General features: G+C 69.5%; 20 protein-coding genes. 14 read left to right on the top strand and 6 right to left on the bottom strand.

What is annotated here, in order from left to right; all coding sequences use genetic code 11:
* The first annotated feature begins 136 nt into the window (after window positions 1-136).
* Window positions 137-505, top strand: a complete 369-nt coding sequence (locus ACT89H_RS28890) for a DUF3817 domain-containing protein (protein ID WP_445111830.1) — start codon at window positions 137-139, stop codon at window positions 503-505.
* 61 nt (window positions 506-566) lie between these two features.
* Window positions 567-1,415: a tetratricopeptide repeat protein gene (locus ACT89H_RS28885; protein ID WP_445111831.1), complete on the top strand. Its 849-nt coding sequence runs from the start codon at window positions 567-569 to the stop codon at window positions 1,413-1,415.
* A gap of 239 nt (window positions 1,416-1,654) precedes the next feature.
* On the opposite strand, the gene glgB is transcribed toward ACT89H_RS28885, so the two are convergent.
* The 3 genes from glgB to ACT89H_RS28870 all read right to left on the bottom strand — a co-directional run bounded on the left by glgB (window position 1,655) and on the right by ACT89H_RS28870 (window position 6,434).
* Window positions 1,655-3,808, bottom strand: a complete 2,154-nt coding sequence (gene glgB, locus ACT89H_RS28880; RefSeq protein WP_445111829.1) for a 1,4-alpha-glucan branching protein GlgB — start codon at window positions 3,806-3,808, stop codon at window positions 1,655-1,657.
* Window positions 3,805-5,808: an alpha-1,4-glucan--maltose-1-phosphate maltosyltransferase gene (locus ACT89H_RS28875; RefSeq protein ID WP_445111828.1), complete on the bottom strand. Its 2,004-nt coding sequence runs from the start codon at window positions 5,806-5,808 to the stop codon at window positions 3,805-3,807. Before ACT89H_RS28875 ends, glgB begins: the two co-directional genes overlap by 4 nt.
* Window positions 5,809-5,990: 182 nt before the next feature.
* Window positions 5,991-6,434 (bottom strand): hypothetical protein, encoded by a 444-nt coding sequence (locus ACT89H_RS28870; protein WP_445111827.1) that lies wholly within the window; start codon window positions 6,432-6,434, stop codon window positions 5,991-5,993.
* A gap of 297 nt (window positions 6,435-6,731) precedes the next feature.
* On the opposite strand from ACT89H_RS28870, the gene glgP reads away from it, so the two are divergent.
* The 3 genes from glgP (at window position 6,732) to ACT89H_RS28855 (ending at window position 11,470) form a co-directional block, all read left to right on the top strand.
* Window positions 6,732-9,305 carry an alpha-glucan family phosphorylase gene (glgP, locus tag ACT89H_RS28865; protein WP_445111826.1) on the top strand — a complete coding sequence of 858 codons (2,574 nt, stop codon included), beginning with the start codon at window positions 6,732-6,734 and terminating at the stop codon, window positions 9,303-9,305.
* Window positions 9,306-9,412: 107 nt separating this feature from the next.
* Window positions 9,413-10,774 carry an NCS2 family permease gene (locus ACT89H_RS28860; RefSeq protein WP_445111825.1) on the top strand — a complete coding sequence of 454 codons (1,362 nt, stop codon included), beginning with the start codon at window positions 9,413-9,415 and terminating at the stop codon, window positions 10,772-10,774.
* Window positions 10,775-10,936: 162 nt separating this feature from the next.
* On the top strand, window positions 10,937-11,470 hold the full coding sequence (locus ACT89H_RS28855) for a DoxX family protein (RefSeq protein WP_445111824.1): 534 nt from the start codon (window positions 10,937-10,939) through the stop codon (window positions 11,468-11,470).
* A 58-nt stretch (window positions 11,471-11,528) separates the two neighbouring features.
* Here the strand turns inward: ACT89H_RS28855 and ACT89H_RS28850 are convergent, their stop codons facing one another.
* Complete coding sequence (locus ACT89H_RS28850; protein WP_445111823.1) at window positions 11,529-13,580, bottom strand: ATP-dependent DNA helicase; 2,052 nt, start codon at window positions 13,578-13,580, stop codon at window positions 11,529-11,531.
* Window positions 13,581-13,628: 48 nt separating this feature from the next.
* On the bottom strand, window positions 13,629-14,195 hold the full coding sequence (locus ACT89H_RS28845; RefSeq protein ID WP_445111822.1) for an isochorismatase family protein: 567 nt from the start codon (window positions 14,193-14,195) through the stop codon (window positions 13,629-13,631).
* A gap of 181 nt (window positions 14,196-14,376) precedes the next feature.
* Here ACT89H_RS28845 and ACT89H_RS28840 point away from each other — a divergent pair, with 181 nt between their 5' ends.
* Window positions 14,377-14,568 carry a hypothetical protein gene (locus ACT89H_RS28840; protein WP_445111821.1) on the top strand — a complete coding sequence of 64 codons (192 nt, stop codon included), beginning with the start codon at window positions 14,377-14,379 and terminating at the stop codon, window positions 14,566-14,568.
* Window positions 14,569-14,570: 2 nt separating this feature from the next.
* Here the strand turns inward: ACT89H_RS28840 and ACT89H_RS28835 are convergent, their stop codons facing one another.
* Window positions 14,571-15,881 carry a nicotinate phosphoribosyltransferase gene (locus tag ACT89H_RS28835; protein WP_445111820.1) on the bottom strand — a complete coding sequence of 437 codons (1,311 nt, stop codon included), beginning with the start codon at window positions 15,879-15,881 and terminating at the stop codon, window positions 14,571-14,573.
* Window positions 15,882-16,005: 124 nt separating this feature from the next.
* Here ACT89H_RS28835 and clpS point away from each other — a divergent pair, with 124 nt between their 5' ends.
* The 8 genes from clpS (at window position 16,006) to ACT89H_RS28795 (ending at window position 21,574) form a co-directional block, all read left to right on the top strand.
* Complete coding sequence (gene clpS / locus ACT89H_RS28830; RefSeq protein ID WP_445111819.1) at window positions 16,006-16,356, top strand: ATP-dependent Clp protease adapter ClpS; 351 nt, start codon at window positions 16,006-16,008, stop codon at window positions 16,354-16,356.
* A gap of 22 nt (window positions 16,357-16,378) precedes the next feature.
* On the top strand, window positions 16,379-16,948 hold the full coding sequence (gene aosR / locus ACT89H_RS28825; RefSeq protein ID WP_445111818.1) for an oxidative stress transcriptional regulator AosR: 570 nt from the start codon (window positions 16,379-16,381) through the stop codon (window positions 16,946-16,948).
* Between the two features lie 58 nt (window positions 16,949-17,006).
* Window positions 17,007-18,071 carry a P1 family peptidase gene (locus ACT89H_RS28820; protein ID WP_445111817.1) on the top strand — a complete coding sequence of 355 codons (1,065 nt, stop codon included), beginning with the start codon at window positions 17,007-17,009 and terminating at the stop codon, window positions 18,069-18,071.
* A 185-nt stretch (window positions 18,072-18,256) separates the two neighbouring features.
* Window positions 18,257-18,676: a M67 family metallopeptidase gene (locus ACT89H_RS28815; RefSeq protein ID WP_445111816.1), complete on the top strand. Its 420-nt coding sequence runs from the start codon at window positions 18,257-18,259 to the stop codon at window positions 18,674-18,676.
* 33 nt (window positions 18,677-18,709) lie between these two features.
* The gene (locus ACT89H_RS28810; protein WP_039796383.1) at window positions 18,710-18,982 is read left to right on the top strand and encodes a MoaD/ThiS family protein; all 273 of its coding nucleotides are present in this window, start codon (window positions 18,710-18,712) and stop codon (window positions 18,980-18,982) included.
* Between the two features lie 8 nt (window positions 18,983-18,990).
* On the top strand, window positions 18,991-19,953 hold the full coding sequence (locus ACT89H_RS28805; RefSeq protein ID WP_445111815.1) for a PLP-dependent cysteine synthase family protein: 963 nt from the start codon (window positions 18,991-18,993) through the stop codon (window positions 19,951-19,953).
* A 66-nt stretch (window positions 19,954-20,019) separates the two neighbouring features.
* A complete protein-coding gene (locus ACT89H_RS28800; RefSeq protein WP_445111814.1) occupies window positions 20,020-20,742 on the top strand; it encodes a rhomboid family intramembrane serine protease in 723 nt (240 codons plus the stop codon).
* 67 nt (window positions 20,743-20,809) lie between these two features.
* The gene (locus ACT89H_RS28795; protein ID WP_445111813.1) at window positions 20,810-21,574 is read left to right on the top strand and encodes a cyclic nucleotide-degrading phosphodiesterase; all 765 of its coding nucleotides are present in this window, start codon (window positions 20,810-20,812) and stop codon (window positions 21,572-21,574) included.
* Window positions 21,575-21,726: the final 152 nt, after the last annotated feature.

Raw genomic sequence — 21,726 nt, 5'->3', positions numbered from 1 at the left:
CCACCAAGGGGCCGCGAACACCCAGCGCCGCAGGCGCTGGAAAACAAACACAGCCGCGAACACCCAGCGCCGCAGGCGCTGGAAATTAGACACAGCTCACTACGACAGCCTGTAGTGCATCCGGCACAATGGGCGCATGGGCAATGTCTTCGACCTGAGCACGGTGGCCAAGCGGTTTCGTTTCATCGCGGTGCTCGAGGCGATCTCCTGGGTGCTGCTGATCATCGGCATGGTGTTCAAGCGGATTCCCGAGCCGGTGCTGTGGCCGGTCAAGGTGTTCGGGATGACGCACGGCATCGTGTTCGTGCTGTTCGTGATCACCGCGATCGTGGCGGCGCGCGAGCTGGGCTGGAATGCCAAGATCACCGTTCTCGCGCTGCTGTCGAGCATCCCGCCGTTCTGCACGGTGCTGTTCGAGGTGTGGGCGGTGCGCACGGGACGGTTGGGTGAGCTGAGCAACGCCGATTCGATCGAGTCCGGGGCCCCCGCATCCGCCACGTCGTGACAAACTGGAGATCGTGAATCGACCAGCCGCACGCCGTCCTTCGCCCGCTGTCGCCGCCGCCATGTCCGGCGCGGTCGATCTGTCCAGCCTGAAGCAGCCCGCGGGAGGCGCGGGCGGTCCGGCCGGTGGCGACTACGCGGTTTCCGAGGCCGATTTCGAGACCAAGGTCCTGCGCCGTTCGATGCAGGTGCCCGTGGTGGTCGTGCTGTACTCGCAGCGCAGTCCGGGCAGCGTCGAACTGGTGCGGACGCTGGAACGTCTGGTGGCCGCCGACGGCGGCGCCTGGGATCTGGCCGCCGTCGAGGCCGAGGCCAATATGCGCATCGCGCAGGCGCTGCGGGTGCAGGGCATCCCGACCGTCATCGCGATCGCGGCCGGGCAGCCGCTGGCCGATTTCGAGGGCGCCCAGCCGGAGCCGCAGGTGCGGCAATGGCTGAACGCCGTGGTCGAGGCGGTGGCGGGCAAGCTGGAGGGCGGCGCGCAGCCGCAGCCGCAGGTGGAGGACCCACGTTTCGCGGCGGCCGAGGCGGCGCTGGAGCAGGGTGACCTGGCCGGCGCCGAGGCCGCCTACCAAGCGATTCTCGACGCTGAACCCGCGAACGAAGAGGCCAAGGGCGCGCTGCGGCAGCTGCGCTTCCTCGCCCGGGCACAGGAACTGCCGGAGTCGGCGATCGCGGATGCCGACGCCGACCCGTCGAACGTCGATGCGGCGATCCGCGCCGCCGATCTGGAACTGTTCCAGCAGCGGCCCGAAGCAGCCTTCGATCGGCTGATCGCCGTTGTCAAGCGGACTTCCGGCGACGAGCGCACCAAGGTGCGCACCCGGCTGCTGGAGTTGTTCGAGCTGTTCGATCAGGCCGAGCCGTTCGTCGTGGCCGCGCGCCGCAAGCTGGCCGCGGCACTGTACTGAGTCGGCTCGCGGCCGCGAACGGGTTCGTGATGTGGCCGCTGGGTCCGATGTCGTCCGGGAGCGTGCGAAGAGCGCATCGTGACCAGGCCAGGGGGTGGCGCGCTCCGCGCGATGATCGAATGATCTCGGGAGTGAGTGCTTCCACATCCGCCGCCGGGCAGTAGCGGGTCGGACGTTCCGCCCGTGTGAGCGTCGACAGGGCCGTGGGATCGGCGCGCCGCCCGCTCCGGGGTTCGCCGCTAGGCGGGGCGCAGCCACACCGCGCCGTGTGGTGCGAGCGTCACGGTGGCGGAGGCGGGCCGGTCGTGCCACGGCTCATCGGTCGCCATCACCTCGCCGAGGTTGCCGAGGCCGGAGCCGCCGTAGTCCGCGGCGTCGGTGTTGAGGATCTCCAGCCAAGGGCCCCGGCGCGGCAGGCCGACCCGGTAAGCGTCGTGCGTCGACCCGGAGAAGTTGTAGACGCAGGCCACCACCGAGCCGTCGGAGCCGTAACGCAGGAACGCCAGCACGTTGTTCGCGCGGTCGTTCGCCTCGATCCAGGCATAGCCGCCGGGGGCGGTGTCCTGGCTCCACAGGGCGGGTTGGGCGCGGTAGACCGCGTTCAGATCGCGCACCAGGGTAGTGATGCCCTGGTGCAGTGGGTTGTCCTGTTCGTGCCAGTCCAGGCCGCGATCATGCGACCATTCCCGGAACTGGCCGAAGTCCTGCCCCATGAACAGCAGCTGTTTACCAGGGTGTGCCCACATATAGGCCAGCAGCGCGCGCACGCCCGCGGCTTTGGCGAAATCGTCACCCGGCATCCGGGTCCACAGCGTGCCTTTGCCGTGCACGACCTCGTCATGGCTGATCGGCAGGACGTAATTCTCGCTCCAGGCGTAGACCAGCGAGAAGGTGATCTCGTTGTGGTGCCAGGAGCGGTGCACCGGATCGCGGCCGAGGAACCCGAGGGTGTCGTGCATCCAGCCCATGTTCCATTTCATGGTGAAGCCGAGACCGCCGACGTCGATGCCGCGGGTGACGCCGGGCCAGGTGGTCGACTCCTCGGCGATCGTCATGACGCCGGGGTGCTGCCGGTGCAGCGTGTCGTTGAGGTCTTGCAGGAAGTCGACGGCCTCCAAATTCTCCCGGCCGCCGTGCACGTTGGGCTCCCACTGGCCTTCGGCGCGGGAATAGTCCAGGTACAGCATGGAGGCGACCGCGTCGACGCGCAGGCCGTCGATGTGGAATTCCTCGATCCAGTAGCGCGCGTTGGCGATCAGGAAGTTGCGCACCTCGGGTCGGCCGAAGTCGAACACATAGGTGCCCCAGTCGAGTTGCTCGCCCCGCCGCGGGTCGGCGTGCTCGTAGAGCGGGGTGCCGTCGAATCGGGCCAATGCCCACTCGTCGCGCGGGAAGTGGGCGGGGACCCAGTCCAGCAGGACGCCGATGCCGGCCGCGTGCATCCGGTCGACGAACGCGCGGAAGTCGTCCGGGGAACCGAATCGTGCCGTCGGGGCGTAGTAGGAGGTCACCTGGTAGCCCCAGGAGCCACCGAACGGATGCTCGGCGATGGGGAGCAACTCGATGTGGGTGTATCCGGTCGCCCGCACGTACTCCGCGAGCTGATCGGCCAGTTCGCGGTAGCCTAGGCCGGGCCGCCACGAACCGAGATGCACCTCGTAGACGCTCATCGGGGCGCGGGTGGGGTCGGTCGCCGCGCGCTGCGCGAGCCAGGCGCTGTCCTGCCACACGTGGTGGCTTTCGGTGACCACCGACGCCGTCGCCGGAGGATGTTCGGTGGCGAAGGCCAGCGGGTCGGCGTGATCGACGGTGCGCCCGTCGGCGCCGTGCACACGGTATTTGTACTTGGCGCCGGGCTCGACGCCGGGGACGAAGACCTCCCAGATCCCGGACGATCCCAGCGTGCGCATCGGGGCGGTGTTGCCGCTCCAGCCGTCGAAGTCGCCGATCACGGTGACGCCGCGCGCGTTCGGCGCCCACACCGCGAACGATGTGCCCGCAACGTCACCGTCGAGGGTCGTGTAGCGGCGCGGGTGTGCCCCGAGCACATCCCACAGGCGTTCGTGGCGGCCCTCGCCGATCAGATGGAGGTCGAGCTCGCCCAACGTGGGGAGGAAGCGGTAGCCGTCGGCGCCGATGACGGTCTGGCCGCCCGGGTAGGTCGTCACGACGCGGTAGTCCATGATCTCCGGGTAGGGCAGTACCGCGGCGAACACGCCGTGGCCCAGGGACTTCAGCACGTGCTCGTCGCCGCCGACGCGCACCGACACCGTTTCCGCGTGCGGGCGCAGCACCCGGACGGCCATGCCCTCGGGATGAGGGTGCGCGCCGAGTACGGTGTGCGGGTCGGAGTGGGTGCCTGCCGCGAGCAGCATGAGGTCGCGACGTTTCATCGGAAGGTCCTGCGGTAGGCCAGCTCGGTGCGCGCCTGCTGGGAGACCGGGGGCAGGGCGATGACGTGCGCGACGGCACGCGCCGGGTCCAAGCGCACGTAATTGGTCTGCGCCCAGTGGTATTCCTCACCGCTGACCTCGTCGTACACCACCGGGTGGTCGTGCCACTCGCGGCCGATCGCGGGGAGGTCGAGCGAGAGCATCCCCCATTCGGCGCCGAAGGGGTTGAGATTCACCACGACCAGCACCGCGTCGCCACTGGCGGGATCGATCTTGGAGTAGGCGAGCAGCGCGTCGTTGTCCACGTGGTGGAAACGCAAGCAGCGCAATTGTTGCAAGGCGGGGTGCGCCCGGCGGATCTCGTTGAGCCGGGTGAGCCAGGGCTCCAGCGATTCCCCGCGCGCGAGTGCCTCGGCGAACGGGCGCGGACGCAACTCGTACTTCTCCGAATCGAGGTACTCCTCGCTGTCCGGGCGCACCGCTTGATGTTCGAACAGCTCGAAGCCGGAGTAGACGCCCCAGGTCGGGGCGAGGGTGGCGGCCAGGACGGCGCGGATGGCGAACATTCCCGGCCCGCCGTGCTGGAGGCTCTCGTGCAGGATGTCCGGGGTGTTCACGAAGAGGTTCGGGCGGGCCTCGTCGGCTTTCGCCGCCAACTCGTTGCCGAACTCGGTCAGCTCCCATTTGGCGACCCGCCAGGTGAAATACGTGTAGGACTGGCTGAATCCGCGCCGGGCGAGCCCGTAGAGCCGGGCGGGGCGGGTGAACGCCTCGGACAGGAAGATGACGTCCGGGTCGGTGCGCCACACGTTCGCGATCAGCCACTCCCAGAAGTCGGCGGGCTTGGTGTGCGGGTTGTCGACGCGGAAAATATGGACGCCGAGCGCGATCCAGTGTTTGACCACTCGCAGCACTTCGGCGTAGAGGCCGTCGGGATCGTTGTCGAAGTTGACGGGGTAGATGTCCTGGTACTTCTTCGGCGGGTTCTCCGCGTAGGCGATGGTGCCGTCGGGCAGGGTGGTGAACCACTCGGGGTGCGCCTGCACCCATGGATGATCCGGCGCGCACTGCAAGGCGAGGTCGAGCGCCACCTCGAGGCCCAGTTCCCGCGCCGCCGCGACGAATTCGGCGAAGTCGGCTTCGGTGCCGAGTTCCGGATGCACGGCATCGTGACCGCCGTGCTTCGAGCCGATGGCCCACGGCGAACCGACGTCGCCCGGCTCGGTGGTGAGGCTGTTGTTGCGGCCCTTGCGGTTGATCTCGCCGATCGGGTGGATCGGTGGCAGGTACACCACGTCGAAGCCCATGGCGGCGATGCGCGGAAGTTCCTTGGCGGCCGTGACGAAGGTGCCGTGGACCGGCTTGCCGGTGGCGTCGCGGCCGCCGGTCGAGCGAGGAAAGAATTCGTACCAGGAGCCGTAGAGCGCACGGTGCCGCTCGACCAGGACGGTGTGTTGCGGCCCTCGGGTGACCAGGTCGCGCAGCGGTGTGGCGCGCAGGATCTCGGCGACCTCCTCGGTGAAGGCCGGGGCCACCCGTGCGGGCAGTTGATCATCGCCGCGCAACGCCGCCGCGACCGTGCGCAAGCGCTCGAACTGCTTCTTCGGAACGGCCTTGGCCGCACGGTCGAACAGCCGGGCGCCCAGCTCCAGATCGTTGGCCAGGTCGGCGGCGCTCTGCCCGACGGCCAGCTTCGCCTCGATCGCCGATCGCCAGGTCGCGATCGGATCGCTCCAGCCTTCGATCCGGTAGGTCCACACTCCCGGCGTGTTCGGCGTGAAGGTCGCGTTGAAGACGTCGGGCTCGTCGTCCGGCGTCATGCGGACGCGCGTGGGCCGCGACGCGCCGGGTGCACGCACGACCAGTGTGGCGGCGACGGCGTCGTGCCCCTCCCGCCATACCACGGTGCGCACCGGGAATACCTCGCCGACCACCGCCTTGGCGGGCCGGCCGCCTGGGATGGACGGGGCAGTGTCATCGATAGCGATGCGGCCGGTCACGGTCCCCAACCTACCGGCAACCGGCCTTTCGGACCGGATCAGCCGACTTTCGGGCACCGTCGCGGCCGGTCACCGCGCGGCGGGCCGGGCTTGACCCGCCGGCTCCGGGAGAGCTGCCCGGGCGGCCACGGCCCGCCGGTGTGGCCACCCGGGCGCTCAACTCGACGTGCCCGAAACGCCGATCACGGCATGACCATGCACGCGAAGCCGAGGTTCATCCCGTTGCCCACCGTCATCGCCGGTGACGTCCACGCGGGGGTGGAGCCTTGCGTCGCGGAAATGGTGTGTTGCCCGCTCGCCTGCGGGATCCAGACCGTGGTGGCCTGGTTGCCCACCACCGGTGCGGGATTCGGTGAGAAGGTGCCTCCGGCACTGTCGGCGAACTGCACGGATTCGGTCGAGGGACTGTTGTCCACGGTCGCGGTCACCCGGTATTGGCAGTTGGTTCCGTAGTTCCCGAAACCGAAACTGGTGCCCTGGGCCGGGCTCGCGGTCGCCGTCGTGACCGCCGCGCCGGCGGCGGGTGCGACGAGAACGAACGCCGCCGCGAGAGCTCCGAACCCCGTGGTCGCCGCTCCAGCGCGCGACCAGCGCCGATCGCGGGCGCGATTTGGGTGTGCTGTCATCCACATCTCGATCACTCCCGTACTGATTCGGTTGATGCGGCCGGTTGGTCCGCACAGCTTGTGGGTTTGCCCGGCGTTCCCGAGTTCACAAGCGAGCGCGGGTCTCGATCGGGTAGCGGAAACGCGGGTACGGGTGCGCCTCGCGTGGCCGTTCCGTGACGAAGCAGAGCGTTACCCAAGATCGGGTTCGTCGCCCGGATCGGCGGGCACCACCGGGAAACCCGCTGGTCGGGAGGTTGTTCCGGGGCGAGGTCACGCGCGGCGCGCGTCCCGCGGTCGCCGTGTAGGTTCTACCCAATGAAGGCATTGCGTCGTTTCACCGTCCGTGCCCATCTGCCCGAGCGACTGGCGGCCCTGGGCGAACTCGCCACGAATCTGCGCTGGTCGTGGCATCCGCCGACGCAGGACCTGTTCGCCGCGCTGGATCCGCGGCGCTGGCAGGAGATGGGGCACGATCCGGTCCGGATACTCGGCGAGGTGCCCGCGGCACGGCTGGACGAGCTGGCCGCCGACCCCGGCTACGTCGCGCGGGTGGACGCCGCGGTGGCGGACCTGCGGGAGTACCTGGCGGCGCCGGGCTGGTTCCAGCGCCGGGCAGGTGAGGAAGGGGTGCGTGGCATCGCCTACTTCTCGATGGAGTTCGGCGTCACCGAGGTGTTGCCGAACTATTCGGGTGGCCTGGGCATCCTGGCCGGAGATCACCTGAAGGCCGCCTCCGACCTCGGCCTGCCGCTGATCGGCGTGGGATTGCTGTACCGCTCGGGCTACTTCCGGCAGTCGCTGACGACCGACGGCTGGCAAGCCGAGCACTATCCGGCGCTGGATCCGCAGGGCCTGCCGCTGCGGGCACTCACCTCCGAAGGCTCGCCGGTGCTCATCCACGTCGCGATGCCCGACCGCAGGGTGCTGCGGGCTCGGGTGTGGATCGCGCAGGTCGGCCGGGTTCCGCTGCTGCTGCTGGACTCCGACATCACCGAGAACGACCCGGAACTGCGCGCGGTCACCGACCGGTTGTACGGCGGTGACCAGGAGCATCGCATCCGCCAAGAGATCCTCGCCGGCATCGGCGGTGTGCGGGCGGTGCGCGCGTACACCGCGTCCGCCGGACTGCCCGATCCCGACGTGTTCCATATGAACGAAGGCCACGCGGGCTTCCTCGGCGTGGAGCGGATCCGCGAATTCGTCGCGGCCGGGCAGGATTTCGATTCCGCGCTGGCCGCCGTGCGAGCGGGCACGGTATTCACCACGCATACGCCGGTCCCCGCGGGCATCGACCGGTTCCCGATGCCGATGGTGCGCCGCTATTTCGGCGGTGCGCACGGGGAATCCGAATCCGCTCTGCTGCCGGGCCTTTCGGTGGACCGGATCGTTGCGCTCGGCCGGGAGGCCGACCCGTCGGTCTTCAACATGGCGCACATGGGCCTGCGGCTCGCGCAGCGTGCCAACGGCGTGTCGAAGCTGCACGGCGAGGTGAGCCGCTCCATGTTCGCTTCGCTGTGGCCGGGCTTCGATCCGGCCGAGGTGCCGATCGGTTCGGTCACCAATGGTGTGCACGCCACCACCTGGGCGGCGCGGGAGTGGGTGGACAAGGCGCGCGAGCACATCGGCGCGGAGCTGGTCGAAGAGGGGCGCGGCTGGGAGCGGCTGCGCGAGGTCGATCTCACCGAGTTGTGGTCGACCCGCAACACCCTGCGCGGCATCCTCGTCGACGAGGTGCGCCGCAGGCTGCGCGCGTCCTGGCTGGAGCGCGGCGCCGCGGAGGCCGAACTCGGCTGGGTCAACGGTGTTTTCGACCCGGACGTGCTGACCGTCGGGTTCGCGCGCCGGGTGCCGACCTACAAGCGACTCACCCTGATGCTGCGCGATCCGCAGCGGCTGCGCGCCCTGCTGCTCGACCCGCGGCGGCCGGTGCAGTTGGTCGTCGCGGGCAAGAGCCACCCGGCCGACGACGGCGGCAAGGCGCTGATCCAGCAGGTGGTCCGGTTCGCCGACGATCCGGAGGTGCGGCATCGGATCGTCTTCCTGCCCGACTACGACATGTCGATGGCTCGCTACCTGTACTGGGGCTGCGACATCTGGCTGAACAACCCGTTGCGCCCCCTGGAGGCCTGCGGCACCTCCGGTATGAAATCCGCGCTGAACGGCGGACTCAATCTCTCCATCCGGGACGGCTGGTGGGACGAGATGTACGACGGCGAGAACGGGTGGGCCATTCCGACCGCGGAGGGCGTGCGGGACGAACACCGCCGCGACGATCTGGAGGCCGCCGCGCTCTACGACCTGTTCGAGCGTGCGGTGGCGCCGCGCTTCTACGAGCGCGACGCGTCCGGAATGCCGGTGCGCTGGGTCGAGATGGTTCGCCACACCCTGCAGACGCTGGGGCCGAAGGTGCTGGCTTCGCGGATGGTCCGGGACTACGCGGTGGAGTACTACGCTCCCGCCGCCGCGGCGTCGCAGCGGGCGACGGCCGACGATTTCGCGGTGGCGCGCGCCATCGCCGAGTACCGCCACCGAGTGGAGTCGGCGTGGCCCTCGGTCAAGGTGGTCCAGGTGGACAGTGCGGGGCTGCCGGATACGCCGGTGATCGGGGCGCGGCTGTCGCTCACCGCGCGGGTCGAGCTCGGTGGGTTGAGCGTGGCCGACGTGGTGGTGCAGGCGGTGCTCGGCCGGGTGTCGGCGACCGACGATCTCTCCGACACCACGACGATCCCGATGACGCATGTCGGGTCCGACTCCGGCGCCGAGCTGTTCACGGTGGACACGCCGTTGCCGCTGTCCGGTGCGGTCGGGTACACCGTGCGTGTGCTGCCGCACAACGATCTGCTGGCCTCCGACGCCGAGTTCGGGTTGGTCTCCGCTCCGAGCGCGTAGCGGGGTGGCTCCGGTCACGGTGGCGCCGCCGCGGGTGTCGCCGGTAGTGAACCGTCGGCTACCGTGCCAGTGGCCCGCCCCGATTCGTTCCTCGACTGGAGTCACCCATGGTCACCGACGTCCTGCACCGGACCCGCGGACGCCTCGACCGATACTTCGGGGTTCGCTCGACCGGCTCGACCGTCAAGCGTGAACTGATGGCGGGGACGGTCACGTTCCTGGCCATGTCGTACGTCCTCGCGGTCAACCCCGCGGTGCTCGGCGATCAGGGCGCGCTGGGGGACAAGGGCATCCCGATGCAGGCGGTGTTCACCGCGACCGCTGTCGCCGCGGTGTTCGGCACGCTGGTCATGGGGCTGTGGGCGCGGTATCCGATCGCGCTCGCGCCGGGCATGGGACTCAACGCGTTCTTCGCCTACACGGTGGTCCTCGGTATGGGGATTCCCTGGCAGGTCGCGCTGTCGGGCACCTTCCTGTCCGGCGCGATCTTCTTCGTCCTCGCGGTGACGAGGGTTCGCGAACGCATCCTCAACGCGATCCCGATGCAATTGAAGCTCGCCGTCGGCGCGGGCATCGGATTGTTCGTGGCCTTCCTCGGCCTGAAGAACGCCGGGATCGTGGTGAACAGCGAAGCGACGCTGGTCACCCTGGGCGACTTCACCAAGGGCACCACCTTGCTCGCGCTGTTCGGGTTGCTGGTGACAGTGGTGTTCCTCGTGCGCGGCCGGCACGGCGCCGTGCTCTACGGCATCGTGCTGACCACGATCGTCGGCATCGTCAGCGGCTTGGTCGCGTTGCCCAAGGGCTTGTTCGCCGCGCCGAAGGGGCTCGAGCAGACCTTCGGTCAGGCGATCGTCCACCTGCCCGACGCGTTCACCGGTGAGCTGGTCGTCGTGGTGTTGACCATGCTGTTCGTCGATTTCTTCGACGCCTCCGGCACGCTGATCGGCGTCGCGAACCAGGCCGGGCTGCTGGACCGTAACGGCAGGTTGCCGCGCGCGGCGAGCGCGCTGGCGGCCGACTCGGTGGGCACTATGGCGGGCGCGGTCATCGGCACCTCGACCACCACCGCCTATGTGGAATCGACCGCGGGTGTCTCGGCGGGCGGACGGACCGGGCTGACCGCCGTCACCACGGCGGGCTGGTTCCTGCTCGCCATGTTCTGCTATCCGATCTTCGCGGTGGTGGCGGGCTCCGGTGAGGTGACCGCGCCCGCGCTCATCGTGGTCGGCATCCTGATGGCTCGGTCGCTCGGCGAAATCGACTGGAACCGTCTGGAGTACGCCGTGCCCGCGTTCGTCACCGTCGTGATGATGCCGCTGACGTACTCCATCGCCAACGGTCTGGCGATGGGCATGCTGCTGTACCCCATCGTCATGGTGGCCAAGGGCCGCATCAAGGAGGTGCACCCGGCGATGTGGGCATTGATGCTGGTCTTCCTCGGCTACTTCTTCTTCCTCGCGGAATGACCGTTCGCCGGCCCGAGCGCTGAACCATCCTTCTCGCCCGACCGTGGAATAGACCGAGAGGTCGGGCAGTTGCCCCCGTCGTGCGATAATCGGACCGTAGTCCGCTTTCTTCGCCGAAGTAACGACCGTGTCCGGGAACGACAGCGCAGGGATGAGACAACCATGACTATCAGATCCGTACTCGACAGAACGGGAACCGACACCGAACTGGACCGAATCGCCCCCGACATCGGCTTGCTGATCGTGCGGGTCGTCTTCGGCGGCCTGCTCGCGGCGCACGGGGCGCAGAAGCTCTTCGGCTGGTGGGGAGGGCCCGGTCTGCAAGCCAACGCCGACGGCTTCGAGCAGATGGGTTACAACCCCGGCAAAGTGTTCGGGACGCTGGCGGGTCTCAGCGAGTTCAGCGGCGGCCTGCTCCTGCTGCTCGGTCTGTTGACGCCGCTGGCCGGGGCGATCGTGCTGGGCACGATGATCAACGCGATCAACGCCACCTGGGCCGGTGGATTGCTGGGCGGATATGAGATGGGCCTGCTGTTCGCGGTGGTCGGCGCTGCGCTGCCCTTCACCGGGCCGGGCAAGTTCTCGTTGGACGCCGGGCGTCCGTGGGAGCGTCACGGTTTCGTGTGGGGTGTGGGCGCGCTCATCCTCGCCGTCGTGACGGGCGTGCTCACCTTGATCCTGAAGTGGGTGCTCTGAACCTACGGTGAGCCGGATTCGCGGCGCGGTGACCTCGGTCGTCGCGCCGCGAATCGGTTTATCGCACCTTCGCCGCGGCGGCCAGTCTGCTCAGTGCCTTGACCACGACCTCCGGGTCGGCTGTCGCCCAGTACGGCGGCAGCGACGCGCGCAGGTATCCGCCGTAGCGAGCGGTGGCCAGGCGCGAATCGAGGATGGCCACCACGCCGCGATCGTCGACGCTGCGCAGCAGGCGGCCGGTGCCCTGCGCGAGCAGCAGAGCCGCGTGGTTGGCTGCCACGGTCATGAAGCCGTTGCCGCCGCGCATCTCCACGGCGCGCTGCCTGGCCGCCAGCAGCGGATCGTCCGGGCGGGGGAAGGGGATGCGGTCGAGGATCACCAGGCTCAGCGACGGCCCGGGCACGTCGACGCCCTGCCACAGCGACAGCGTGCCGAACAGGGAGGTCTCCGGGTCGTCGGCGAACTTGCGGACCAACGCGCCCGTCGCGTCCTCGCCCTGGCACAGCACTGGGGTAGCCAACCGTTCGCGTAGCGCGTCGGTGGCCGCGCGGGCGGCGCGCATCGAGGAGAACAAGCCGAGGGTGCGCCCGCCCGCCGCCGTGATCAGTCGCTCGATCTCATCCAGATAGGCCGGTGCGAGCCCGTCACGGCCCGGCGCCGGGAGGTGTTTGGCGACGTAGAGAATGCCGGACTTGGCATGGTCGAACGGTGAGCCGACATCGAGCGAACTCCAGCGCACCACGTCGGTGTCCGACGGCGCCTGCGCACCGTTCGCGGTGGCCGGGTCGGTGCGATTGCCCGACTGCGCGGGCAGGCCCCAGGTGACCGCGAGACCGTCGAACGAGCCGCCGATCTGCAACGTGGCGGAGGTGAGCACCACGGTCGCGGTGCCGAAGAGCCTGCTGCGCAGCAGCCCGCCCACCGACAGCGGCGCCATCCGCAGCGACCGGCGCACGACACCCCGGATCTCGTCGGCGGCCAGCCAGATGACGTCGCGGCGAGCGGCGGGATCGGGCTCGTCGAACGCCGTCAGCGCGCGGACCGCGCTGTCGTGCACCTCGTCGAGCGCGGCCAGGGCCATGGTGCGGGCGGCGGACGTCTCCGGATCGCCCTGCGCGGTGGTGCTGCCCGGCGGCGCGAGTGCGGTGCGCGCGTTCCACGCGGCGTCGCGGATCAGGGCCAGCACCGGGGCCACGCCGTCGGGCAGGGCGTCCCACCGAGCGGCGGGCAGCTCCTCCAGCGCGGTATGCCAGGCCTCGGCGGCGCCCTCCAGCCGATCGACTTCCCGCTCGTCGATGAGTGTGGCGCAGCGCCGGGCCGCCGCGCTGATCGCGGCGGAGGTCAGTTCGGCGGTGGCAACGCCGGTGACCCGGTCTACCAGCTCGTGCGCCTCGTCGATGACCACCACGTCGTGTTCGGGCAGCACCTGGATGCCGCTGATCGCGTCGATCGCCAGCAGCGCGTGGTTGGTCACCACCACGTCGGCCTGCGCGGATTCCGTCCTGGCGCGCTCGGCGAAGCAATCCTGGCCGAAGGAGCAACGCGACTTGCCCAGGCACTCCCGCGACGACACGCTGACCTGCCGCCAAGCGCGATCGCTCACGCCGGGGGCGAGTTCGTCGCGGTCGCCGGTGTCGGTGTCGGAGGCCCACTCGTTGAGCCGTTGCACTTCGCGACCGAGCCGCGAGATCGCGAACGCGTCGAACAACTCCGCTTCCGCGGGCTCGTCCGGAACGGCGCTGTTGATCTTGTTCAGGCACAGATAGTTGTTGCGGCCTTTGAGGATCGCGAACTTCGGGGTGCGGCCGAGGGGCCCGCTCAGCGCGTCGGCCAAGCGAGGGAGGTCGCGGTCGACCAGCTGCCGCTGCAGTGCGATCGTGGCCGTGGAGACCACCACCGTGCGGCCGGTGCGCACGGCGTGGCGCAGGCTCGGCACCAGATACGCCAGCGACTTGCCGGTGCCCGTCCCGGCCTGCACGGCGAGATGCTCCTTGGTGTCGATCGCGTGGTCCACCGCCGCGGCCATCGTCACCTGCCCGGCGCGCTCCTTGCCGCCGAGCGCCTGCACGGCGGTGGCCAAGAGGTCGGAAACGGGCGGCAGTTCGGGCACGCGAGCAGCCTACTCGGCGCCTCCGACAGGTCGCCGAGACCGAACGGTCTACCGGGTGATGCTGCCTTCCAGGTCGACGCCCGCCCCCCGCATGCGGTCCAGTGCGGCGCCGACCGTTTCGGGTGCGACGCCCACGGTGAGATCGAGCAGGACGCGAGTGTCGAACCCCTCGATGCGCGCGTCCAGCGCGGTAGCGCGCACACAGTGGTCGGTCGCGATGCCCACCACGTCGACGGCGTCGACACCGCGGTCGTGCAGCCAGTCGGCCAGCCCGGTGCCGTCCTCGGTCGTGCCCTCGAACCCGGAGTAGGCCGCCGCGTACGCGCCCTTGGCGAAGACCGCCTGGATCGGCTCGGTGGTCAGGGCCGGATGGAAGTCGGCGCCCGGCGTGCCGGCCCGGCAGTGCGGGGGCCAGCTGTCGATGTAGTCGGGCTCCTCGGAGAAATGCCCACCGGGATCGATGTGGTGATCGCGGGTGGCCACGACCACCGCGTAGTTCGCGGCCGCGAGGTGCTCGCTGATCCGGCCCGCCACGGCGGCACCGCCCGCGACCGCCAGCGAACCGCCCTCGCAGAAATCGTTCTGGACGTCGACGATGATCAATGCCCGGGTCATGGCGGCCTCCCGCGGTGTGGCTGAACAACTGTTTCCGATTCTGCCGCTCGGTCGGACGCTCGTTCCGCCGACTCGCGGGAATTCACGTGCGCGATGTAAACGCCGCCCGCGCCCACGGTGATTACCGGATGCCCCTTTCGTCGGCGGCCGGATGCGCCGCCTCGTAGCACGGAGACCTCCGATGAGCCCTGTCCGACTGTTCCGCACCGTAATCGTCGCCACCACCGTGTTCCTGGCGGTCTTCTTCCTGCTCGGCTCCAGGCCCGCGGAGCCGTCGGCATGGGTGTGGTTCGGGATCACCGGAGTCGTGTTCGCACTGCTGTTCGCCGTCGGGCTACTGCTGGTGACCCGCGCCGGCCGGCGCAGGCCCTGACCTCAGGCGAAGGTGGTCACCACGGCGGGTTCACCCGCCGAGAGCTTGAGGCCCTCCCACGGCAGGCTGATCAACCCGCGCGCGACCAGGTCGCGGCTTTCGGCGAGGGTGGGCAGGTCCTCGACCTGCTTGCCCTCCCGGATCAGCGGAACCAGCAGTTCCCGGGCTTCGAAGCCGTTGCGGGGCGGCATCGGCCCGGCCGCCGGGTAGACGATCTCCTCGACGATCGTGCCGGTGTCGCGGGCCAAGCGGATCGCCTTCTTCGTACCGCCGCGGGACTGCTTGTGGCTGCTGCGTTTGGCGACCGGTACCCCGTCGACCTCCACCAGCTTGTAGACCATCCCGGCTGTCGGCGCGCCCGAGCCGATGACCAGCGCCGTTCCGACACCGTAGACGTCGACCGGCTCGGCGCGCAGCGCGGCGATGGCGTACTCGTCGAGATCGCCGGAGACCACGATGCGGGTCTTGGTGGCCCCGAGTGCGTCGAGCTGATCGCGCACCTGCCTGGCCAGGACACCGAGATCACCGGAGTCGATTCGCACGCCGCCCAGCTCCGGGCCCGCCACCTCGATGGCGGTAGCGACGCCCCGGGTGATGTCGAAGGTGTCCACCAGCAGCGTCGTCCCGACCCCGAGCGTCTGCACCTGGCTGCGGAAAGCTTCGGCCTCGTGCGCGCCGTCGGGGCCGCTGTGCAGCAGGACGAACCCGTGCGCGCTGGTGCCCGCTCCCGGAATCCCGTAGCGGCGCACCGCCTCCAGATTCGAGGTGGCGTCGAAACCGGCGAGATACGCCGCACGCGCGCAGTCCGCGGCGGCCAGCTCGTGGGTGCGCCGCGAACCCATCTCGATCATCCGGCGGCCACTCGCGGCGCTGACCATCCGCGCGGCGGCGGCCGCGATCGCGCTGTCGTGATTGAGAATCGAGAGGATCAGCGTCTCCAGCACGACGCATTCGGCGAAACTGCCGCGCACCGACAGGATCGGGGAGCCGGGGAAGTACAGCTCGCCCTCGGGGTAGCCGTCGATGTCGCCGGTGAACCGGTAGTCACGCAGCCACTCCAGCGTCCGCCGATCCGAGAACGCGGCGGCGACGGCCAGTTCCGCCTCGCCGAACCGGAACTGCCGCAGTGCCTCGAGCACCCGGCCGGTACCCCCGACGACGCCATATCGGCGACCGTTTGGCAAACGTCTAGCGAACACCTCGAAGGTGCATTGCCGATGCGCCGAACCGTCGGCGAGCGCCGCGGCGAGCATGGTCAGTTCGTACTGGTCGGTCAGCAGCGCCGTGCTGGTCGCGCCGTCACACAGGTCCACGCTGTCACTGTAGACAGAACGGTCGGGCTCACGGTGTCCGGCATCGGCTCGGTGAACCGGCGGAAACCCCGATCGGGGCAGCGTGGGTGTTGTTTATCCGGAGTCGAGTCGTACCCTTGACCTTATGGCCTTGTGCAACTCAGTCCGGGGTGACGTCGTTGTGGACGCCGCGAACGCGACATTGTCGGCGGCACAGGCGACACCCGAAGCGGTGGAGTACACCGAGATCCTGGAGGCGGAGGACCGCCCCTGGGTGACCGTGGTCTGGGACGATCCGGTCAACCTCATGCACTACGTCACCTACATCTTCCAGAAGCTTTTCGGCTACAGCAAAGCGAAGGCGACCGAGCTGATGCTGAAGGTCCACAACGAGGGCAAGGCGGTGGTCTCGTCCGGTTCCCGCGACAAGATGGAACACGATGTCCAGCGACTGCACGCCGCGGGACTCTGGGCCACCATGCAGCGGGACGACTGACCAGCGCGACTACCCTGACGCCGTGCGCAAGTGGAGCAGGAAGAACTCGCTGAGTGGTCTCAAACTGCGATCCGAGATGGACGCACGCGAGGCCAATGTGCTTCGGTCACTGGTCGGTGCGGTCTCCGGGCTGCTCACCGAGCGCGCCGGGTCCGCCCCCGAGGACGACCTGGCCGCCCTCACCGGACTGCGCTCCGGCAATACCGTCCCGCCGGAGGATCCGCGGCTGCGCAGACTGCTACCGGACTTCCACCGCAGCGAGCCCGGCTCGCCCGACGCCGAGCGCGCCGACCTCAACAGCGCGCTGCGCGGTCTGCACGAGCCCGACATCATCGACGCCAAGCTGGCGGCCGGCTCGGTCGTGCTGGACACCGTGCCGAGCGCGGGCGGCAAGATCGTCCTCACTCCCGAGCAGGCCGATGCGTGGTTGACCGCCCTCACCGACGTGCGGCTGGCACTGGGCACAGTGCTGAACATCGACGCCGACACGCCCGACCATCTCGACCCCGACGATCCGCGCGCTCCGCACCTGGACGTGTACCACTGGCTGACCTGGATGCAGGACTCGCTGCTCCAGGCGCTGGCGCCCTGACCGGGCACGCTGCGAAGATCGGCGCGAGCCGACCAGTGTCCCGCGCCGAGGAGTCCAGATGGTGAATGCCGAACCGGGTGAACACAACTCGCTCACCGACGTGCCCGGAGTGCTGGTCGGTCACCATCACCTCCTCGATCCGGACGCCACGCTCGGCTCCGGGGCGGCGACGGGATGCACGGTGGTGCGTGTTCCCGGCGGCGCGGTGGCGGCGGTCGACGTGCGCGGCGGCGGGCCGGGTACCCGCGAGACCGATCTGCTCGATCCGATGAACACCGTTCGCCGGATCGACGCCGTCCTGCTCACCGGCGGCAGCGCTTTCGGGCTCGCCGCGGCCGACGGGGTGATGCGGTGGCTGGAGGACAACGGCGCGGGCATCGTGCTGGACCCGGCGGACCCGAGCCGGGTGGTGCCCATCGTCCCCGGTGCGGTGATCTTCGATCTCCCGGTCGGCGCGTGGGACATCCGCCCGACCGCCGAGTTCGGCTACCGGGCCGCCGCGGCGGCGGACGTCGCCTTCGCTCGCGGTTCGGTCGGTGCGGGCGTCGGCGCCCGCGCCGGTTCGATCAAAGGTGGGGTGGGCACGGCGAGCATGGTGCTGGGTGACGGCGCCGCCGCGGGAATCACCGTCGCGGCACTGGTCGTGGCGAATCCCGTCGGCTCGGTGTTCGATCCCCGCACCGGGTTGCCATGGGGGTGCGGCACCGACGGGCCGGATTTCTTCGGTCTGCGGCCCGCGACCGCGGAACAGTTGGCGACGGCGAACGCGCTGCCGGTGAAGGGCACCGTGCTCAACACCACGATCGGCGTCGTGGCCACGGACGCTCCGCTCGATCCGGCCGGATGCAAGCGGGTCGCGGTCACCGCGCACGACGGGCTGGCCCGGGCGATCCGTCCCGCGCACTCGCCGCTGGACGGGGACACGCTCTTCGTGCTCGCCACCGGGACGGCGGAGGAGGACACCGACCTGCCGCTGCCGCCCGCCTTCCCCGCCGATCTGCTCGTCCTGGATCAGATCTGCACGGCCGCCGCCGTGTGCGTCGAGCGTGCCATCGTCGACGCGATCCGTTCGGCGCACACGGTGGCGGGCATTCCCGCTTACCAGGACTTGTTCGGTGGGTGATTCCAGCGACCGCGGCCGGCGACGGCGTCGCGTACGCGGCGGCCACGCGCTCGGCACCGATGTGCGGTCGCCGGGTGCCGGACGGGCCGGAACCGGGGACCGGGCGACGTCGCCGGGGGAATAGCCGAATATCCTGGCTCGTTGTCGACTGCGATGGGTCGGCGTTGTGGAAAGGTGTGCGACTCGTGCTGGTGATCAGGGCCGACCTCGTGGAGGCGATGGTGGCGCACGCCCGCGCCGATCATCCCGATGAGGCCTGCGGTGTCATCGCGGGGCCGGAGGGCTCGGATCGTCCGGAGCGCTTCATCGCCATGGTCAACGCCGAGCGTTCGCCCACGTTCTACCGCTTCGACTCCGGCGAGCAGTTGAAGGTGTGGCGCGCGATGGACGACGCCGACGAGGAGCCGGTCGTCATCTACCACTCGCACACCGCCACCGAGGCCTATCCGAGCCGGACCGACGTGTCGTACGCCTCCGAGCCGTTCGCCCACTACGTGTTGCTCTCCACCCGTGACCCCGAGCAGCACGAGCTGCGCAGCTACCGGATCGTCGACGGCGAGGTCACCGAGGAGCCGGTGCGGATCGTCGACGCGTACGAGAACTAGACCGATGACTGTTCGTGAAACCGAGGAGTACCCATGCCGGTAACCGTCTCCATTCCCACCATCATGCGCGGCCTCACGGGGGGTGAGAAGCGCGTGCAGGCCGAAGGCACCACGCTGTCGGCGCTGATCGACGACCTCGAGGCCAATCACCCCGGGCTCGCGGAGCGCCTGCTGAAGGACGGCAAGCTGAACCGCTACGTCAACATCTATGTCGACGATGAGGACGTGCGCTTCGCCGGTGGGCTGGACGCCGAAGTCCCGCAGGACGCCAGCGTTACGATCCTGCCCGCCGTGGCGGGAGGCTGACCCGTCCCGTGGCGCGTTACGAATCGCTGATCGCGACCCTCGGCAATACCCCGCTGGTCGGCCTGCGCACCCTCTCCCCGCAATGGGACGGTGACGATCATGTGCGACTGTGGGCCAAGCTGGAGGATCGCAATCCCACCGGCTCGATCAAGGACCGGCCCGCCCTGCGGATGATCGAGCAGGCCGAGGCCGATGGGCTGCTGCGGCCCGGCTGCACGATTCTCGAACCCACCAGCGGCAACACGGGCATCTCGCTGGCCATGGCCGCGAAGCTCAAGGGATATCGGCTCATCTGCGTGATGCCCGAGAACACCTCGGTGGAGCGGCGGCAGTTGCTCACCATGTTCGGGGCGCGGATCATCGACTCCCCGGCGGCGGGTGGCTCCAATCAGGCCGTCGCGCTGGCCAAGCAGATCGCGTCGGAGAATCCCGACTGGGTGATGCTCTACCAGTACGGCAATCCGGCGAACGCGTCGGCGCACTACGAGACCACCGGCCCGGAGATCCTGGCCGACCTGCCCGAGATCACCCATTTCGTCGCGGGTCTCGGCACCACCGGCACGTTGATGGGGACCGGCCGCTTCCTGCGGGAGAAGGTGCCCGGCATCGAGATCGTCGCCGCCGAGCCGCGTTACGGCGAACTGGTCTACGGCCTGCGCAACATCGATGAGGGATTCATTCCCGAGTTGTACGACGAGAGCGTGCTGACCACGCGTTTCTCCGTCGGCCCGTACGACGCGGTGAAACGTACCCGCGAATTGGTGCTCGAAGAGGGCATCTTCGCCGGGATCTCCACCGGCGCCATCCTGCACGCCGCGCTCGGTGTCGCCCGCAAGGCGGTCAAGGCGGGCACGCGCGCCGACATCGCGTTCGTGGTCGCCGACGGCGGGTGGAAGTACCTGTCGACCGGGGCCTACGACGGCACGCTCGAAGAGGCCGAAGAGCGGCTCGACGGCCAGCTCTGGGCCTGATTCCCGGGCCGCGCCGGTACCCTCGATGAGGCGGGGCCACGTCCCCGCCACGGCGAGGAGGTGGCCATGACCGGCGCGGGACTCGGGCCGTCGTTCGACCCGGATCGGATCGCGGCGCTTCGTGCCCGACTGGGCAAACCCGTCGGCGCGCGGCCGTCCACACCGCCCGTCGCCGGAGGTTTCGCCGCGCTCGAGCAGCTGTGGCTGCGGGCCGGAGTGCTGATCGTCGGATTCGTGGGTGTGCTGTACGGGGTCGAAGGGGTCGACACCGCCGTCGGCGGACGGCTCGACCACGCGGGCATCGAGCCGCGCCGTGCCGACGGGCTGACCGGCATCCTGTTCGCCCCGTTGCTGCACGGCGGCTGGGGGCACTTGCTCGGCAACACGCTCCCGGTGCTGGTGCTCGGTTTCCTTGTGCTGCTGGCTGGCATCGGACGCGGGCTGGCCGCGACGGCGATCATCTGGCTGGGGGCCGGGCTCGGCGTCTGGCTCACCGGAGCGACCGGAAGCACGCATATCGGCGCGTCGTCGCTGGTGTTCGGCTGGCTGACCTTCCTCATCTCGCGTGGCTGGTTCGCCCGCAACGTGGGGCAGATCGTGCTCGGCCTCGTGGTGCTGGCCCTCTACGGGTCGCTGCTGTGGGGGGTTCTTCCCGGACAGCCCGGAATCTCGTGGCAGGGGCACCTGTTCGGCGCGTTGAGCGGACTGCTGGCCGGCTGGGTAGTCTCTGGAGATGCACGACGAAACCGCCGCGGGGACCGAGCCGGAATCGGCGCGCCGCCGCGGTGAGCGGGCGACCCGCCGGGATGCAGGGGATCTTTTCTCCGGTGCGAATTCCGCGTGGCAGCATGGGGGAATGCGCCTTACCGTCCTCGGGTGCTCGGGCAGTGTGTCCGGCCCGGACTCGCCCGCGTCGGGTTACCTGCTGACCGGCCCGGACATGCGGCCGACGGTCATCGATTTCGGTCCGGGAGTGCTGGGCGCGTTGCAACGCCACGCCGATCCCGGCGAGGTCGACATCTTCCTGACCCACCTGCACGCCGACCATTGCCTCGACCTGCCCGGTTTGCTGGTGTGGCGCCGTTACCATCCGAGACCGCCGGCGGGGAAGGCGATCGTGCGTGGACCGTCGGACACCTCGTTGCGCATCGGCAACGCCTCGGCCGAGGTCGGCGGCGACTGCGACGACTGGTCCGATGTGATCGACATGCGGCCCTGGGCCGAAGGCGAGCCCGTCTCCTTCGGGCCGGGTCACACCGTCACCGCGCGCCGGATGTATCACCCTCCGGAGGCCTACGGTCTGCGCATCGTCACCGCCGCGGGCCGCACTTTCGTCTACACCGGCGACACCGCGCTGTGCCCCCAGGTCCACGAACTCGCGCGGGGCGCCGACATCCTGATGGCGGAGGCATCCTGGACCCACGATCCGGCGAATCGCCCTCCCGGAATCCACCTTTCGGGCACCGAGGCAGGCCAGATCGCCGCCGCGGCAGGGGTGCAGGAACTCCTGCTCACCCACATCCCCCCGTGGACCTCCCGCGAAGACGTGATCGCCGAGGCGAAAGAACAATTCACCGGCCCTGTGCACGCGGTGGCACCGGGCGAAACATTCGATCTCTGACCGACTCCGAGCCACAAGGCCGCCGCACCGGCGATCTTCGGGCGCATGGCCACTGAAGTCTGTAGACATGAGGGCCCAGGTCTGCCCCAGTAATGCGACGGCATCGCCGCAGAGGAGCCCCCGCGTCGGACAAACCCGCAACGGTTGCGCAG

This window comes from Nocardia aegles (genome assembly GCF_052545135.1).
The sequence above is the reverse complement of the archived record's forward strand: the minus strand, read 5'-3'. Positions and strand labels throughout refer to the sequence as shown.

Excerpts from the sequence above, each read along its gene's own strand:
- ACT89H_RS28845 (WP_445111822.1), bottom strand. The coding sequence starts at position 14,195 with ATGACCCGGGCATTGATCATCGTCGACGTCCAGAACGATTTCTGCGAG.
- glgP (WP_445111826.1), top strand. The coding sequence starts at position 6,732 with ATGAAGGCATTGCGTCGTTTCACCGTCCGTGCCCATCTGCCCGAGCGA.
- clpS (WP_445111819.1), top strand. The coding sequence starts at position 16,006 with ATGGCCTTGTGCAACTCAGTCCGGGGTGACGTCGTTGTGGACGCCGCG.
- ACT89H_RS28800 (WP_445111814.1), top strand. The coding sequence starts at position 20,020 with ATGACCGGCGCGGGACTCGGGCCGTCGTTCGACCCGGATCGGATCGCG.
- glgB (WP_445111829.1), bottom strand. The coding sequence starts at position 3,808 with ATGAAACGTCGCGACCTCATGCTGCTCGCGGCAGGCACCCACTCCGAC.
- ACT89H_RS28810 (WP_039796383.1), top strand. The coding sequence starts at position 18,710 with ATGCCGGTAACCGTCTCCATTCCCACCATCATGCGCGGCCTCACGGGG.
- ACT89H_RS28860 (WP_445111825.1), top strand. The coding sequence starts at position 9,413 with ATGGTCACCGACGTCCTGCACCGGACCCGCGGACGCCTCGACCGATAC.
- ACT89H_RS28870 (WP_445111827.1), bottom strand. The coding sequence starts at position 6,434 with ATGACAGCACACCCAAATCGCGCCCGCGATCGGCGCTGGTCGCGCGCT.
- ACT89H_RS28890 (WP_445111830.1), top strand. The coding sequence starts at position 137 with ATGGGCAATGTCTTCGACCTGAGCACGGTGGCCAAGCGGTTTCGTTTC.
- ACT89H_RS28885 (WP_445111831.1), top strand. The coding sequence starts at position 567 with ATGTCCGGCGCGGTCGATCTGTCCAGCCTGAAGCAGCCCGCGGGAGGC.
- ACT89H_RS28795 (WP_445111813.1), top strand. The coding sequence starts at position 20,810 with ATGCGCCTTACCGTCCTCGGGTGCTCGGGCAGTGTGTCCGGCCCGGAC.
- ACT89H_RS28855 (WP_445111824.1), top strand. The coding sequence starts at position 10,937 with ATGACTATCAGATCCGTACTCGACAGAACGGGAACCGACACCGAACTG.
- ACT89H_RS28820 (WP_445111817.1), top strand. The coding sequence starts at position 17,007 with ATGGTGAATGCCGAACCGGGTGAACACAACTCGCTCACCGACGTGCCC.
- ACT89H_RS28840 (WP_445111821.1), top strand. The coding sequence starts at position 14,377 with ATGAGCCCTGTCCGACTGTTCCGCACCGTAATCGTCGCCACCACCGTG.